18 protein-coding genes and 1 riboswitch are annotated in these 15,157 nt (G+C 72.6%); of the genes, 12 read left to right on the top strand and 6 right to left on the bottom strand.

Annotated elements, in window-relative coordinates; genetic code table 11:
* Positions 1-20 precede the first annotated feature (20 nt).
* Positions 21-1,148, top strand: a complete 1,128-nt coding sequence (locus ACIQ9G_RS22740; protein WP_403612399.1) for an 8-amino-7-oxononanoate synthase — start codon at positions 21-23, stop codon at positions 1,146-1,148.
* Between the two features lie 91 nt (positions 1,149-1,239).
* On the opposite strand, the gene ACIQ9G_RS22735 is transcribed toward ACIQ9G_RS22740, so the two are convergent.
* Both ACIQ9G_RS22735 and ACIQ9G_RS22730 read right to left on the bottom strand, forming a co-directional pair.
* Complete coding sequence (locus ACIQ9G_RS22735; RefSeq protein WP_403612396.1) at positions 1,240-1,464, bottom strand: DUF397 domain-containing protein; 225 nt, start codon at positions 1,462-1,464, stop codon at positions 1,240-1,242.
* A gap of 17 nt (positions 1,465-1,481) precedes the next feature.
* On the bottom strand, positions 1,482-2,342 hold the full coding sequence (locus ACIQ9G_RS22730; protein WP_403612393.1) for a helix-turn-helix domain-containing protein: 861 nt from the start codon (positions 2,340-2,342) through the stop codon (positions 1,482-1,484).
* A 212-nt stretch (positions 2,343-2,554) separates the two neighbouring features.
* Here ACIQ9G_RS22730 and ACIQ9G_RS22725 point away from each other — a divergent pair, with 212 nt between their 5' ends.
* Entirely contained in the window at positions 2,555-3,019 is a 465-nt protein-coding gene (locus ACIQ9G_RS22725) for an ATP-binding protein (RefSeq protein WP_403612390.1), read from the top strand.
* Between the two features lie 180 nt (positions 3,020-3,199).
* Here the strand turns inward: ACIQ9G_RS22725 and ACIQ9G_RS22720 are convergent, their stop codons facing one another.
* The 3 genes from ACIQ9G_RS22720 to ACIQ9G_RS22710 form a co-directional block, all read right to left on the bottom strand.
* Entirely contained in the window at positions 3,200-3,673 is a 474-nt protein-coding gene (locus tag ACIQ9G_RS22720) for a C40 family peptidase (protein WP_403612387.1), read from the bottom strand.
* A 3-nt stretch (positions 3,674-3,676) separates the two neighbouring features.
* Positions 3,677-3,858: riboswitch (cyclic di-AMP (ydaO/yuaA leader) on the bottom strand.
* A 382-nt stretch (positions 3,859-4,240) separates the two neighbouring features.
* Positions 4,241-4,540, bottom strand: coding sequence for a hypothetical protein (locus tag ACIQ9G_RS22715; protein ID WP_403612385.1), 300 nt, complete (start codon positions 4,538-4,540; stop codon positions 4,241-4,243).
* Between the two features lie 7 nt (positions 4,541-4,547).
* The gene (locus ACIQ9G_RS22710; protein WP_403612382.1) at positions 4,548-5,183 is read right to left on the bottom strand and encodes an ATP-dependent Clp protease proteolytic subunit; all 636 of its coding nucleotides are present in this window, start codon (positions 5,181-5,183) and stop codon (positions 4,548-4,550) included.
* A gap of 176 nt (positions 5,184-5,359) precedes the next feature.
* On the opposite strand from ACIQ9G_RS22710, the gene ACIQ9G_RS22705 reads away from it, so the two are divergent.
* From ACIQ9G_RS22705 to ACIQ9G_RS22665, 9 genes are all read left to right on the top strand, one after another.
* Entirely contained in the window at positions 5,360-5,719 is a 360-nt protein-coding gene (locus ACIQ9G_RS22705; RefSeq protein ID WP_403612380.1) for an ANTAR domain-containing protein, read from the top strand.
* 31 nt (positions 5,720-5,750) lie between these two features.
* Positions 5,751-6,041: a type II toxin-antitoxin system Phd/YefM family antitoxin gene (locus ACIQ9G_RS22700; protein ID WP_403612378.1), complete on the top strand. Its 291-nt coding sequence runs from the start codon at positions 5,751-5,753 to the stop codon at positions 6,039-6,041.
* A 248-nt stretch (positions 6,042-6,289) separates the two neighbouring features.
* Positions 6,290-6,592 (top strand): urease subunit gamma, encoded by a 303-nt coding sequence (locus tag ACIQ9G_RS22695; protein ID WP_392193385.1) that lies wholly within the window; start codon positions 6,290-6,292, stop codon positions 6,590-6,592.
* 10 nt (positions 6,593-6,602) lie between these two features.
* The gene (locus ACIQ9G_RS22690) at positions 6,603-6,914 is read left to right on the top strand and encodes an urease subunit beta (protein WP_403612375.1); all 312 of its coding nucleotides are present in this window, start codon (positions 6,603-6,605) and stop codon (positions 6,912-6,914) included.
* The gene (locus ACIQ9G_RS22685) at positions 6,907-8,628 is read left to right on the top strand and encodes an urease subunit alpha (protein WP_403612373.1); all 1,722 of its coding nucleotides are present in this window, start codon (positions 6,907-6,909) and stop codon (positions 8,626-8,628) included. The genes ACIQ9G_RS22690 and ACIQ9G_RS22685 overlap by 8 nt, the downstream gene beginning before the upstream one ends.
* A complete protein-coding gene (locus tag ACIQ9G_RS22680) occupies positions 8,628-9,302 on the top strand; it encodes an urease accessory protein UreF (RefSeq protein ID WP_403612370.1) in 675 nt (224 codons plus the stop codon). Before ACIQ9G_RS22685 ends, ACIQ9G_RS22680 begins: the two co-directional genes overlap by 1 nt.
* A gap of 102 nt (positions 9,303-9,404) precedes the next feature.
* Positions 9,405-10,085, top strand: coding sequence for an urease accessory protein UreG (gene ureG, locus ACIQ9G_RS22675; RefSeq protein ID WP_403612368.1), 681 nt, complete (start codon positions 9,405-9,407; stop codon positions 10,083-10,085).
* Positions 10,073-10,840 (top strand): urease accessory protein UreD, encoded by a 768-nt coding sequence (locus tag ACIQ9G_RS22670; protein ID WP_403612366.1) that lies wholly within the window; start codon positions 10,073-10,075, stop codon positions 10,838-10,840. The genes ureG and ACIQ9G_RS22670 overlap by 13 nt, the downstream gene beginning before the upstream one ends.
* Positions 10,841-10,992: 152 nt before the next feature.
* Positions 10,993-12,579, top strand: a complete 1,587-nt coding sequence (locus ACIQ9G_RS22665) for an alpha/beta hydrolase (protein ID WP_403612364.1) — start codon at positions 10,993-10,995, stop codon at positions 12,577-12,579.
* Between the two features lie 92 nt (positions 12,580-12,671).
* Here ACIQ9G_RS22665 and ACIQ9G_RS22660 read toward each other — a convergent pair whose 3' ends face one another.
* Positions 12,672-13,397, bottom strand: coding sequence for a lysophospholipid acyltransferase family protein (locus tag ACIQ9G_RS22660; RefSeq protein ID WP_403612361.1), 726 nt, complete (start codon positions 13,395-13,397; stop codon positions 12,672-12,674).
* Between the two features lie 547 nt (positions 13,398-13,944).
* Here ACIQ9G_RS22660 and ACIQ9G_RS22655 point away from each other — a divergent pair.
* Positions 13,945-15,153 carry an NAD(P)-binding domain-containing protein gene (locus ACIQ9G_RS22655; protein ID WP_403612651.1) on the top strand — a complete coding sequence of 403 codons (1,209 nt, stop codon included), beginning with the start codon at positions 13,945-13,947 and terminating at the stop codon, positions 15,151-15,153.
* The last annotated feature ends 4 nt before the right edge of the window (positions 15,154-15,157 follow it).

Below are 15,157 nucleotides of genomic sequence, written 5' to 3'. Positions count from 1 at the left end.
ACAAAAGCCCCGGAGGACCCATGGCGTTCGGCTGGATCGACGAGCAGGCCCGGGCGCGCCGCCGCGCCGGACTCGTCCGGACCCTGCGGCCCCGTCCGGCCGAGTCGCCGCTGCTGGATCTCGCGAGCAACGACTACCTGGGGCTGGCGCACCACCGGGAGGTCACGGAGGGGGCGGCGGACGCGGCCCGTACCTGGGGCGGCGGCGCCACCGGCTCGCGGCTGGTCACCGGCACCACCGAGCTGCACACGGAACTCGAACGGGAATTGGCCGACTTCTGCGGCTTCGAGGCGGCGCTGGTCTTCTCCTCCGGGTACGCCGCCAACCTCGCCGCGGTCACCGCGCTCGCCCCGCACGGCTCGCTGATCGTCTCCGACGCGGGCAACCACGCCTCGCTGATCGACGGCTGCCGGCTGGCCCGTGGCACCACCCAGGTCGTGGAGCACGCCGACCCGGAGGCCGTGCGCAAGGCCCTGGGCACGCACGACGGGCCCGCGGTGGTCGTGTCGGACACCGTCTTCTCGGTCGACGGCGACGCGGCCCCGCTGACGGGGCTCGCCGCGGCCTGCCGGGAGTACGGCGCCGGGCTGGTCGTCGACGACGCGCACGGCCTGGGCGTGCTCGGCGCCGGTGGGCGCGGCGCCCCGCACGCGGGGGGACTCGCGGGCGCCGACGACGTGGTCGTGACGGTCACGCTGTCCAAGTCGCTCGGCAGCCAGGGCGGCGCCGTGCTCGGGCCCGCCCGGGTGATCGACCATCTGGTCAACGCGGCCCGCACGTTCATCTTCGACACCGGGCTCGCCCCCGCGGCGGTGGGCGGCGCCCTGGCGGCGCTGCGGCTGCTGCGCCGGGAGCCGGAGCGGGCGGCGCGGGCACGCGCGGTGGCGGCGGAGCTGCACGCCCGCCTGACCGCCGAGGGCCATCAGGCGGTACGTCCGGACGCCGCGGTCGTCTCCGTACGGGCACCGTCCCCGGAGGGGGCCGTGCGGTGGGCGGCCGACTGCCGTGCGGCGGGCCTGGCCGTGGGCTGCTTCCGTCCTCCTTCCGTGCCCGACGGCATCTCACGGCTCAGGCTGACCGCCCGCGCGGACCTCTCCGCGGCGCAGATCGAACGCGCTGTTCGGGTGATCGGCGAGACGCGACCATGAGTCGGCGTGACACGGCCGTTTCTCGCGCGATGCGGACGTGGTCAGTCGGTTCGGGGGTACGGGGTGTACGTCCGGGGGGTACGGGGGGCCGTCACCGCAGCGCGGTGAGGAACCCCGCCCAGCTCTCGGGGGAGAAGAGCAGCGCGGGCCCGGCCGGGTCCTTCGAGTCGCGCACCGCGAGCAGGCCGGTTCCGGGGCCGGAGCGCGGCGTGGCCGTCTCGACGCAGTTGTTCGCTCCCGTGCTGTAGCTGCTGCGCAGCCATCGCACGCCGTGCAGATCGGTACTGGAGGGTACGTTCCGAGGCAGAGCAGACATGGTGCCTCCCAGCGCTGTTAGGCGCCCTCACCCATCGCGGCGATGAAATCCAACGAGTCCTCGGGGGAAAGGGCGTGGATTTGAAGGGTGTTGAAGGCCTCGGTGTAGGCCTCTAGGTCTTCTTTCCGTTCGAGGTAGAGGCTACTCGTCAAGTGGTCGAGAACAACCACATCCAGATCAGAAGTGCTCAGGAATGAGAAGACAACGAAAGGCCCGGTGATGCCGACGTGCGCCCCGGCGCCGAACGGCAGTACCTGGAGCCGCACTTGGGGCAGCCGGGCCGCCTCCACCAGCCGGTTCAGCTGCCGCGCCATCACCTCGGGTCCGCCGACCTCCCGGCGCAGCACGGCCTCGTCCAGCACCGCGGCCAGTTCTAGCGGCGGCCGCGCGCGCAGCACGTCCTGCCGGGCCAGTCGCACCTCCACCAGCGCGTCCAGGCGCTCGTCGTCGAGCCCCTCGACGGCGGCACGGGTCACCGCGCGGGCGTATTCGGGGGTCTGGAGCAGTCCGGGGACGACCGAGGTCTCCAGCGTGCGCATCCCGCTCGCCTGGGACTCCAGGCTGATGAAGTCCCGGTAGGTGGGCGGCAGTACACCGCGGTACGCGTGCCACCAGTGATGTCGGCCGCCGCGGTCCTCGGACCCGGCCAGCGCCATCAGCAGCTCGCGCAGCTGGGCGTCCGCGACGGCGTACGCGTCCAGAAGCAACCGCACGTCGGCCGGTTTGACCCCACTGGCGCCGGTCTCGATCCGGCTTACCTTCGACTGGTGCCAGCCCACCAGCCGGGCCGCCTCACCGCTGGTGAGACCCGCACCGGTGCGCAGAGTGCGCAGTTCGGCGCCCAGTTTCCGACGGCGCACCGCGGGACCGTTCTGCATGCGCTCCCACCTACTCCCTCCGGGCCGCCCAAATACGCTCTGCCGTCGCAGAGTTCACCGCTTCGAGCGACAGATATATGCATATCCTGGTGGATCGCCACCGCGAGCGACGCGGTAATGGCAGTCTGACGACGAAGCACCAGTCCGGGACCGTACTCGAACCATCCGCTCCGTGTCGGACTGCGGTCCCGTGGGAAAGGGACGACGTCGCCATGGCAGACCATCTGGAAGCATCCGTCACTCTGCCGAGCGGTCCGGCCTCGGTCGCCGCGGCCCGCGCCTTCGTGGTGGGAACCCTGGCGGAGTGGGGCCTGCCGTCGGACTCGGAGACCGCCGACACCGTCCGCCTCATGGTGTCCGAACTCGCCACCAACGCCGTGCAGCACACGTTCGGGCAGTCGCCCACCTTCACGGTGGACCTGGTGCTCGCCCGCGAGGAGCAGTTGCGCATCGGGGTCACCGACAGCCACCCGCGGTTCCCGAAACGACTCCCGGCCGCCGTCCAGCAGGACAACGGCCGGGGCATGGTGATCATCCGGTGGCTCACCGTCGAGTGTGGCGGCAGTATGACCGTGCGGCCCACCCGCGAAGGCGGCAAGACCGTCTGCGTCGAGCTTCCGTGGACGGCGCGGGTCCGTCCGGGTCCGGTCCCGGCCGCCGGTCAGCAGGAGCCGTAGGCCGGCGGCCCGCGGAGGCCGGACAGAGCGGGCCCACCGGGGGACTCGCGGGGGCTGGGGCCCTCCGGGGCCTGCGGAGGCGGTGCGGAGCGGTCGGCGCGGGCCGTGGCGGAGCCGGGGCGCCGGGCGCCCCGGCGGGTGGCGACGGCGCCCAGGGCGCCGTCACCGTCTCCAGGAGGGTCAGCTGACCCGGCCGTACCAGACGCTCCTCGTCCAGATCCTCTCCAGCCTCACCACGTCCCCGGACTTCGGTGCGTGCCAGATCTTGTTGTGACCCGCGTAGATGCCGACGTGGTACACGTTCGAGCCCGAGTGGAAGAACACCAGGTCCCCGGCCCGGCGGCTCTTCGCGGAGATGTGGTGGGTCTTGTTGTACTGCTGGGCGGCGGTGCGGGGCAGCTTCTTGCCCGCCTTCTTGAACGAGTAGAGGGTCAGCCCCGAGCAGTCGAACCTCCGCGGGCCCGACGCGCCCCACTTGTAGGGGGCACCCTTCTTGGAGGCCGCGACCTGGAGGGCCTTCGTCGCCGTCGTGGCGGCCGCGGCGTCGGTGGCGACGCCCGGTACCACGATGGAGCCGCCCACGGCGGCGATGGTCAGCGCCGAGGCGGTGCCGGCCCGGGCCATCAGCGACGGGACACGATTGAGCGCAGTCATGCGCAACCCTTCGTCAACCGCCTGTGAAGGATGACCTGTCGGATTCGGGCTGGCGAAGTAGCCCGGCCGCGTTGCCGCGGCTTCACCCCAAGGGCTGCTCGGCCCGGCCATGGTGTGACCGTTCCGGCGACCCGTCGTGCTTGGGTCCTCCACTCCTGCCGATGCACTTCTGTCGACCGGTCATCCGGGCGGCGGCAGGACTCGGCGTCCGCCCGGACCGCCCCGCCGCTGTGGCGGGGGCTTGTCGTCAGACAGGGATCTTCACCTACTCATGTCCGAAAATCCCAACGGAATCGGGGATTTGTGTTGTTACTCACCACTCACCCGTTCGGGTGGACACTCACGCGATCGAATGAATGTCTCGCCCCCTGACGACCCTCGGACCAGCGCCGGAAGGGGTCATTCCGCCAACCGGGCGCGCGTGTTGCGCAACTCGGAGGGCCCGGAAAAAGCAGCGGCACTTACGCCATTGAGCGGTAACCCGTTCGGCCCGTTTCGGTTCGGCCGCCAACGTCCCGTGCGGAGCGCGGACATGGCGGCCCGCGGAGCGCGGCGGCGCCCGCCGGGTCAGTCCGACGGCAGCGTGACCCGGGCCGTGCGCCGCTCGCCGTCCAGCACGCGCAGCGCCCGCGCCAGGGTGTCCGAGTGCAGTTCCGTCTCACCCCGCTCGTGCATCAGCGCGAGGGCGTCGCGAAGCTCGATCGCCTTGCGGGCGAGCGCCTGAGCGGCTCTCAGGGCCCGGTAGGTGCCCTCGTGACGGGCGGGGTTGACGCGGCCCAGCAGATCGACGGCGTCCAGGTAACGGTCGATCAGCTCGGCCTCCGCGCGCGTCAGTGCGGGCAGCGGCGGCAGCTCGGGAGGCAGCATCGGAGGGTCACCTCGCGTCCGGTGTGGTGACGGGCCCCTTGCGGCTCTCGACGATCCGGTCCACCAGCCCGTACTCCAGCGCGCCCCGGGCGTCGAGGACCGTCGTCCGTTCGAGGTCCGCGTGTACCTGCTCCGGCGTCCGCCCGGTGTGCCGGGCGAGCAGCTCCTCCAGACGGGCCCGGGTCCGCAGCAGCTCCTCGGCCCGGATGGCCAGGTCGGACGCCTGACCCTCCGTCGGCTCGGGCAGCGCGGGCTGGTCGAGGACCACACGCGCGCCCGGCAGCGCGTACCGCTTGCCCGGGGTGCCCGCCGCCAGCAGCAGCGCGGCGGACGAGGCGACCTGGCCCAGGCAGATCGTCTCCACGTCGCAGGTCACGAAGCGCATCGTGTCGTAGATGGCCGTCGCCGCGGTGAACGAGCCGCCGGGGGAGTTCAGGTACAGCGAGATGTCCCGGTCGGGGGACTGGTGTTCGAGGTGGATGAACTGCGCCGCCACGTCGTTCGCCGAGGTGTCGTCGACCGGGGTGCCGAGGAGGACGATCCGCTCCTCGAGCAGCTTGGAGTACGGATCCAGGGTCCGCCGGCCGGCACTGGTGTGCTCGGTGAACTCCGGCAGGACGTAGCGGGCGGACGGTCGGATCATGACGTACCCCTCCATGCGACAGGCCGTGGCCGGCAGAGCTGCTGTCTGTAAAAAATGTACAGGACGTACGTAAGTCTGTGGGGGGTCGCCGGCCCGGCGGGCGGGCGTCGGGTCGTGCTCGGCGCCCTCCTGCGCGAAGCTGGGGGCACGGCCTCTCGACCACCCAGGGGACTGCCATGGCGTTCTCCGAGATTTCCCGGCGGCACCCCCGCCCGCGGCTGCCCGTCTCCGGCCTGGCGCGGGAGAACGAGCTGCTGCGCGAGGAGGTCGCCCAGCTGACGTGCGCCCTGACCTCGCGAGCCGTCATCGACCAGGCCATCGGGGCCGTGGTGACCCTCGGCCGGATCGCGCCCGAGGACGCCTGGCAGGTCCTGCGGGACGTCTCCCAGCACACCAACACCAAGGTGCGCACGGTCGCCGAGCACGTGCTGAAGTTCGCGCAGGGCGGCGCCCTGCCGGACCCCGAGCTGGACGAGCTCAGGAAGGCGCTCGGCCGGCGCGCCCTGCGCTTCCGGGGCGGCGGGCGCGAGCGCTGAAGCCGGACGGAAAGGCCCGTAGGCTGGAGGTATGGCCTACGAGATTCCGGTGACGCAAGCCAGGGCTGAACTCGCCGACCTGATCAACCGGGTGGTGTACGGCGGTGAGCGCGTGGTGGTCACGCGGCACGGCAAGCCGCTGGTCGCCCTGGTCTCGGCCGCCGACCTCGAACGGCTCGAGGAACTGGACGAGTCCGCCGCGCAGTCCGCCGACGGGCAGGTGGCCAGCGCGGTCTCCCGGGTTCGTGATCTGCCGTCCGCGCCCCGGGAGCGGCAGCGCTTCGGCATCACGGCCGAGCACCGGGGGCCGGACGCCCGGTAACGGCGACGCGGCGCCCGCGCGTGGGGGCGCGTAACGAACGGACCGGCTCCCGGTCATGAGGAGCCCAAGGTCCGGTTAACGTCGCCGAAACTCCGGCGAACTAACCTGCCCCTCCACGCCACCTGGGGTTTTTCCGTCCGGATTGCCGAAGATCGCGCAGTTCGTCCGTGTGTTACACCTGTCCCCGTAGCGGTGGCCGCGGCAACCGGACCCCGCACGGTCCGGAGCGAGGACTGTGAGGTGGGCACGTGCAACTGACCCCGCACGAACAAGAGAGGCTGCTCATCCACGTGGCGGCCGACGTGGCCGAGAAGCGCCGGGCCCGCGGGCTGAGACTGAACCACCCCGAAGCGATCGCGCTCATCACGTCGCACATCCTCGAGGGCGCCCGCGACGGGCGCACCGTCGCCGAGCTGATGGCGTCCGGACGCAAGCTGCTGACCCGGGACGACGTCATGGAGGGCATCCCGGAGATGATCCACGACGTCCAGGTGGAGGCCACCTTCCCGGACGGCACCAAGCTCGTCACCGTCCACGAGCCGATCGTCTGAGGGGGCGCCGGTGATTCCCGGAGAGATCCTGTTCGCCGAGGGGCCGATCGTCTGCAACGAGGGCCGCGAGGTCACCCGGCTGACCGTCCTCAACGCGGCCGACCGGCCGGTCCAGGTCGGCTCCCACTACCACTTCGCCGAGGCCAACCCCGGCCTGGACTTCGACCGTACCGCGGCCCGCGGCAAGCGGCTGAACGTCGCCGCGGGCACCGCCGTGCGCTTCGAGCCCGGCATCCCCGTCGACGTCGAGCTCGTGCCGCTCGCCGGCGCCCGTGTGGTGCCCGGGCTGCGCGGGGAGACCGGAGGCGCCCTCGATGCCTGAGATCTCGCGCGCCGCCTACGCCGACCTGTTCGGCCCCACCACCGGCGACCGCATCCGGCTCGCCGACACCGACCTCCTGATCGAGATCGAGGAGGACCGCTCCGGCGGCCCGGGGCTCGCCGGGGACGAAGCCGTCTTCGGCGGCGGCAAGGTCATCCGCGAGTCCATGGGCCAGTCCCGCGCCACCCGGGCGGACGGCACCCCCGACACCGTGATCACCGGGGTCGTCGTCGTCGACCACTGGGGGATCGTCAAGGCCGACGTCGGCATCCGCGACGGGCGGATCACCGGCATCGGCAAGGCGGGCAACCCCGACACCATGGACGGGGTCCACCCCGACCTGGTGCTCGGCCCGGAGACCGAGGTCGTCGCGGGCAACGGGCGGATCCTCACCGCCGGGGCCATCGACGCGCACGTGCACTTCATCTGCCCGCAGATCGCCGACGAGGCGCTCGCCGCGGGCATCACCACCCTCGTCGGCGGCGGCACCGGGCCCGCGGAGGGCTCGAAGGCGACCACCGTGACGCCCGGCCCCTGGCATCTGGCCCGCGTCCTGGAGGCGCTGGAGGCCCACCCGCTCAACATCGGCCTGCTGGGCAAGGGCAACACCGTCTCGCACGAGGCGATGCTCTCCCAGATCCGCGGCGGGGCGCTGGGCCTGAAACTGCACGAGGACTGGGGATCGACGCCCGCCGTCATCGACGCAGCGCTCACCGTCGCCGACCGGACGGGCATCCAGGTCGCCATCCACACGGACACGCTGAACGAGGCCGGGTTCGTGGGCGACACCCTCGCCGCGATCGGCGGCCGCGGCATCCACGCGTACCACACCGAGGGCGCGGGCGGCGGACACGCCCCGGACATCATGACCGTGGTCTCCGAACCGCACGTGCTGCCCAGCTCGACGAACCCGACGCGCCCCTTCACCGTCAACACCGCCGAGGAACACCTCGACATGCTGATGGTGTGCCACCACCTGAACCCGGCGGTGCCCGAGGACCTGGCCTTCGCGGAGTCGCGGATCCGCCCGTCGACCATCGGCGCGGAGGACATCCTGCACGACCTGGGCGCCATCTCCATCATCTCCTCCGACTCCCAGGCCATGGGCCGGGTCGGCGAGGTCGTCCTGCGCACCTGGCAGACCGCGCACGTGATGAAGCGGCGCCGGGGCGCGCTGCCGGGCGACGGACGTGCCGACAACCACCGGGTGCGCCGCTACGTCGCCAAGTACACGATCAACCCGGCGCTCGCCCAGGGCCTGGCCCGCGAGATCGGCTCCGTCGAGACCGGCAAGCTCGCCGATCTGGTGCTGTGGGAACCGGCGTTCTTCGGCGTCAAGCCGCACCTCGTCATCAAGGGCGGGCAGATCGCGTACGCGCAGATGGGCGACGCCAACGCCTCCATCCCGACGCCGCAGCCGGTGCTGCCCCGGCCGATGTTCGGGGCGTTCGGGCGGGCGCCCGCGGCCAACTCGGTCAACTTCACGGCACCGCTCGCGATCGAGGACGGGCTGCCGGAGCGGCTCCAGCTCGGCAAGCGGTTCGTCGCGATCGAGTCGACCCGCCGGGTGACCAAGGCGGACATGCGCGAGAACGACGCGCGGCCCCGGGTCCACGTCGACCCCGACAGCTTCGCCGTGCACATCGACGGGGAGCTGGTCGAGGCGGCCCCGGCGGCCGAACTGCCCATGGCCCAGCGTTACTTCCTGTTCTGATGGCCAGGGCAGCGCTTCTCGTCCTGGCCGACGGCCGCTTTCCCGCCGGGGGGCACGCGCACTCCGGCGGCGCCGAGGCGGCCGTCCGGGCCGGGCGCGTCACCGGTGCCGCGAGCCTGGAGGACTTCTGCCGCGGCCGGCTCCACACGGCGGGGCTGGTCGCCGCCGCCCTCGCCGCGGCGGCCGCGCTCGGCTGCGACCCCGGGGAACTGGACGCCGCCGCGGACGCGCGGACACCGTCCCCGGCGCTGCGGAACGCCGCCCGCAGACTGGGGCGGCAGCTGACGCGGGCGGCCCGCGCCACCTGGCCGTCGCCGGAACTCGACGCACTGGCAGGGGCGTTCCCGAAGGGTGCGCACCAGCCCGTGGTGCTCGGGCTCGTGGCACGGACGGCGGGGCTCGCACCCGAGGACGCGGCGTACTGCGCGGCGTACGAGAGCGTCAGCGGTCCGGCCACGGCCACCGTGCGCCTGCTGAGTCTGGATCCCTTCGACGCCACGGCGGTGCTGGCCCGGCTCGCGCCGGAACTGGACCGCACCGTGGACCGCGCGGTCGCGGCGGCGCGGCGCGTGCCGGAGGGCGGCGCCGACGAACTTCCCGCCGCCTCGGCGCCGTTGCTGGAGATCGGCGCGGAGGAGCACGCCGCCTGGCCGGTGCGCCTCTTCGCTTCCTGAGTCCGTCCCTCTCTCCCTGTTCCGTCCCTCCCTGTATTCCGTCCCTCCCCTCCGAGTGCTCGTCCCGAGTCCTCGTCCCGAGCCCGTCCTGGAGCCGCCCTCATGCATCTCGACCACGCCCGTCCGCACACCGGTCCCGCGGTCGGCGCCGACGCGCACCGGCCCGACGGCAGGCGCCGGGCCCTGCGGGTCGGCCTCGGCGGACCCGTCGGGTCCGGGAAGACCGCCACCGTCGCCGCGCTCTGCCGGGTCCTGCGCGACGAGCTCTCCCTCGCCGTCGTCACCAACGACATCTACACGCGCGAGGACGCCGAGTTCCTGCTGCGCGAGGCCGTCCTGCCGCCCGAGCGGATCATGGCCGTGGAGACGGGCGCCTGCCCGCACACGGCCATCCGGGACGACATCTCGGCCAACCTGGAGGCGGTCGAGGACCTGGAGGACACGGTGGGCCCGCTGGACCTCGTCCTCGTGGAGTCCGGCGGGGACAACCTCACCGCCACCTTCTCCAGGGGACTCGTCGACGCGCAGATCTTCGTGATCGACGTCGCGGGCGGCGACGACGTCCCGCGCAAGGGCGGCCCCGGTGTGACCACCGCCGACCTGCTCGTCGTCAACAAGACCGACCTCGCCCCGTACGTCGGCTCCGACCTGGCGCGGATGGCCGCCGACGCCGAGGCGGCCCGCGCCGGGCTGCCGGTCGTCCTGCAGTCCCTGCGCGGCGAGGACGGCGTGCGGGAGGTCGCCGACTGGGTGCGGGCCCGGCTGGCCGCGTGGACCGCGTGACCGCCGCCGGCGTTCGGGCCACCGCACGGATCGTCGCCGGGGACGGCGGCCGGCACGGCACGTCCCTGCCCGTCCTCGCGGGCGAGGGCCCGCTCGCCCTGCGGCGCACCCGCTCGGAGTCCGGTGAGGCGCGGGTCGTGCTCGTCGGCGCGATGAGCGGCCCGCTCGGCGGCGACCACTTCACGGTCGAGGCACACGTGTGTCCCGGAGCCCGGCTGCGGGTCGGGTCGGCCGCCGCCACGATCGCGCTGCCGGGCCAGAGCAAGGGCGAGGCCCGGTACGACGTACGGCTCACGGTCGACGACGGGGGAGAACTGCGCTGGCTGCCCGAGCAGTTGATCTCCGCCCGGGGCAGCGATCTGCACGTCACCACCCGCGTCGACCTGGCGCCGACGGCCCGGCTCGTGCTGCGCGAGGAGCAGGTGCTCGGACGCGCGGGCGAGGAACCCGGACGTCTCACCAGCCGTCTCGCGGTACGGATCTCCGGGCGGACCGTGCTCGACCAGGAACTGAACTGCGGGCCCGGCGCGCCGGGCGGCTGGGACGGACCGGCCGTCCTCGGAGGACACCGGGCCGTGGGACAACTCGTCCTGGTCCGGCCGGAGTACGCTGTCGAGCCGGTCGCGCCCCGGACGGTGGGTGAGGGAGCCGCCCTCGTCCCGCTCGCCGGTCCGGCCGCCCTGGTGACCGCCGCGGCACCGGACGGGCGGCTGCTGCGCCGGGCGCTGGACGAGGCGCTGGCGGCGCTCGGCTGACCCTTCGTCGGGGCTCCGCTCAGCGGGACACCGCGCGCCGGTTATCGGATTGGCAAAGAAGGTCAACGAAGTCTGTTGCCGGACGGCTCGAAGCCGCAAGGATCCTTCCCTACTATTCGCAACGATGTACGGGGAGATCCCACTTGAGGGACATGAGACGTAAGAGCCGTGTGGCGGCGCTCGGTTCGGCCGGCGCCCTCGTCACGGCCACCCTGATAGCCGGCGCGGTGTCGGCGCCCGCGGCGAGCGCGAACAACCGCCAGGGTCAGGACCGCGAGGCGCGCGGTGCCGCGATCGCCGCGGCCCGTGCCGCGAAGGCCGGCATCGACTGGCAGGACTGCCCGGGCGACTGGGGGCTGGCCAAGCCCATCCAGTGCGGCTGGGTCACCGTGCCGGTCGACTACGCGAAGCCCTTCGGCAAGCAGATCAAGCTGGCGGTGGACCGTATCGGGAACACCGGCACCCCGCAGGAGCGCCAGGGCGCGCTCGTCTACAACCCCGGCGGCCCTGGCGGCTCCGGCCTGCGCTTCCCGACCCGCGTCACCAACAAGAGCGCGGTCTGGGCGAACGTGGCGAAGGCCTACGACTTCGTCGGCTTCGACCCGCGCGGCGTCGGCCACTCGGCGCCCATCTCCTGCGTCGACCCGCAGGAGTTCGTCAAGGCGCCCAAGGCCGACCCGGTCCCGGACTCCGAGGCCGACAAGCTCGCCCAGCGCAAGCTGGCCCGCGAGTACGCCGACGGCTGCTACGAGCGCAGCGGCGCGATGCTGCCGCACATGACGACCCCGAACACCGCGCGCGACCTGGACGTCATCCGCGCCGCGCTCGGCGAGAAGAAGATCAACTACCTGGGCGTCTCCTACGGCACCTACCTCGGCGCCGTCTACGGCACGCTGTTCCCCGGCCACATCCGCCGCATGGTCGTCGACAGCGTCGTCAACCCGGCGCGGGACAACATCTGGTACCAGGCCAACCTCAACCAGGACGTCGCCTTCGAGGGCCGCTGGAAGGACTGGGAGGACTGGGTCGCCAAGAACGACGCGGCCTTCCACCTGGGCACCACCCGCGACGCCGTCCAGGCGAAGTGGCTCCAGCTGCGCGCCACCGCGAAGAAGAACCCGATCGGCGGGGTCGTCGGCCCGGCCGAGCTCATCGGCTTCTTCCAGAGCGCGCCGTACTACGACTCCGCGTGGGTGCCGATCGCGACGGTGTTCAGCAAGTACGTCGCCGGCGACACCCAGGCCCTGGTCGACGCGGCCGCCCCCGACATGTCGGACACCAAGGGCAACATCGCCTCGGAGAACGGCAACGCCGTCTACACGGCCGTCGAGTGCACCGACGCCAAGTGGCCCACCAGCTGGCAGCGTTGGGACCGGGACAACACCCGGCTCAACAAGGACTACCCGTTCATGACCTGGGCCAACGCGTGGATGAACCTGCCCTGCGCGACCTGGCCGGTCAAGCAGCAGACTCCGGTCGACGTCAAGACCGGCCCGGGCCTGCCGTCGGTGCTGATCGTGCAGTCCACCAACGACGCCGCCACCCCGTACGAGGGCGCCGTCGAGCTGCACAAGCGCTTCAAGGGCTCCCGCCTGATCACCGAGAAGGGCGCCGGCTCGCACGGCGTCACCGGTCTGGTCAACCCGTGCATCAACCCCCGGGTGGACGCCTACCTGCTCACCGGCAAGGTGGACGACGCGGACGTGACCTGCACGCCGCACGCCACGCCGCAGCCGTGACCGGGTGAGGTGAACACCTGAACATCTGAACACCGAGGGCCGGCCGGGAAACCGGCCGGCCCGTCGCCGTGTCCGGCGACAGGACCCGGTGGTCAGCCGAGCGGCGCGCGGGGGAACCTGCGCTCCTTGGCGCCCTGCACGGCGGCCTGCTCGGCCTTGGCGTCGGCCGCGTACTGGTCGACGTACTCCTGCCCGGACAGTGCCAGGATCGCGTACATGATCTCGTCGGTGACGGCGCGCAGGACCGCCTTCTCGTCCTCCATGCCGATGTAGCGCGAGAAGTCCAGGGGCTCGCCGAACCGGATGGCGACGGGGCGGATGTGCGGGACCACCCGGCCGGGCGGCTGCGCCTCGAAGGTGCCGATCATGGCGCAGGGGACGACCGGTACCCGGGCCTTGAGCGCCATCACCGCCACACCGACCTTGCCCTTGTACAGACGTCCGTCGTGCGACCGGGTGCCCTCCGGGTAGATGCCGAGCAACTCCCCCTTGCCGAGCACCCCGAGCCCCTCCCGGATCGCGGCCTGACCGGCCTCCTTGCCGGAGCGGTCGACCGGGATCTGCCCGGCGCTGCGGAAGAAGGCGGCGGTGAGCCGGCCCTTGATGCCGGGCCCGGTGAAGTATTCGGCCTTCGCCAGGAACGTGATGCGCCGTTTGAGGATCGCCGGCATCAGGAAGTGGTCCGAGAAGGACAGATGGTTGCCGGCGACGATGGCCGGGCCGGACGCCGGCACGTGCTCCAGGCCCTCGATGCGTGGACGGAAGACCAGTCTCAGCAGCGGTCCCAGCAGCACGTACTTGAGCAGGTAGTAGAACAAGGCGTCGCTCCTCACTCGTGCAGATCGGCTCGACCGCCGCGTTCTCGCAGGTCAACCGGCATGTCGTGGGGTGCCAGTGTAGGTGCGTGCACGGGTGGGCGGAACCGGTCCGGTCGTACCCATGCTGACCTAGTACCCGCGCTTCTGACGGCGCATCAGTGCGGCAATCGGGGTGTCGTTCACGCGGGTGGGGAGGACCGCCGGACCAGGTTGCTGCTACTCGCCGGTAGAGATCAACCTGAACTCGGATCGTGGCGTGATCAGGGGGATGGGTGGCGGACATGGGCCTCTTGCCGCGGTAAACGCTTCGCCCAGGTTCCGGCAACATCTCGCGACAGCGCATTCCGGCACCGGCCGCTGGGTAACACTGAGCGGCGGAGGGGGGACGAGTGCGGCGGCGCTTGGCCGGCACGCCGTCCCGCGAGGTCGCGCCGTCTTGGGGAAGGCGGCGGGGGGAACGACGGGGGGACGCATGACGCAGTCGCTTCCGGGGCAACGACCTGCCCGGACACAGGAGTTCACCGGACGCTCCAAGCATCCGGTCGTGATCGTCGGAGCCGGCCCGTACGGGTTGTCGGTCGCCGCGCACCTGCGGGCCGCGGGCGTGCCGTACCGCATCTTCGGCGAGGTGATGGGCAGTTGGCGGCACGCCATGGCGACCGGCATGTTCCTGAAGTCGACCCCGGCCGCCACGGACCTGTCCGCACCCGAAGCCGGCGGCCGGCTGGCGGACTTCCGCCTGCTGCACGGCGAGCCGGAGCTGACCGAGCTGACCCCGATCCCGTGCGACGTCTTCGTCCGCTACGGGCTGTGGTTCCAGAAGCGGTACGTCGGTGACGTGGAGCCCGCGCGGGTGGCGGCCGTCGACCGCGCCCCGGCCGGGGACGGCTTCGCCGTACGGCTCGACGGCGGGCGGGAGTTCACCGCCGCCGCGGTCGTCCTGGCGACCGGCCTGAGCGGACTGGCCCACATACCCGAGGAACTGCGGCGCCTCGACCCCGGGGCGCCGGGGCCGCGGACCCTGGTGTCGCACAGCAGCCACCACACCGACCTCTCCCGCTACGGGGGCCGGCGGGTCGCCGTCGTCGGCGGCGGTCAGTCCGCGCTGGAGAGTGCCGCGCTGCTGCACGAGGCCGGCGCCGAGGTGCGGGTGCTGGTCCGGGAGCGCCGGGTGCTGTGGGGGACCGAGCCGGAACCCGTCCGGCCCTGGACGCAGCGGATCGCCCGGCCCGCCTCGCCGCTGGGCACCGGCTGGGCCCTGGCCGCGGTCTGCAAGGCCCCCGGCGGGGTGCGGCGGCTGCCTCCGGCGGCCCGGCTGCTGCTCTTCCGGCGGGCACTCGGACCGTCCGGCGGCTGGTGGTTGCGGGACCGGGTCGAGGGCGTCGTGCCGGTGCACACCGCCTGCCGGGTCACCGGCGCCGAGGCGGTCCGGGACACCGCGCGCCTGCGCGTCACGGGCCCCGGCGCCCGCTGCGACACCCTTGAGGCCGACCACGTCCTCGCGGCCACCGGTTACCGGCTGGACCTGGACGCCCTGCCCTTTCTGCGGCCCGCGGTGCGCGACGCGGTGGCGTGCGTACCGGGTTCCAAGGCTCCGGAGCTGTCGAGCGCGTTCGAGTCGTCGGTGCCCGGTCTGTACTTCACCGGCTCGCTGGCGGCGCCGATGTTCGGCCCGATGATGAGGTTCGTGGCGGGCACGGAGTACGCGGCCACGCGCATCGCCCGGCACGCCGCCCTGCGGGTCGCCGCGCGCTGATTGG

Origin of the sequence: Streptomyces sp. NPDC096152, assembly GCF_044763235.1 — a bacterium.
GTDB lineage: Bacteria > Actinomycetota > Actinomycetes > Streptomycetales > Streptomycetaceae > Streptomyces.
Note: the sequence above shows the minus strand (reverse complement) of the source record. Positions and strands in the feature narration are given on the sequence as shown.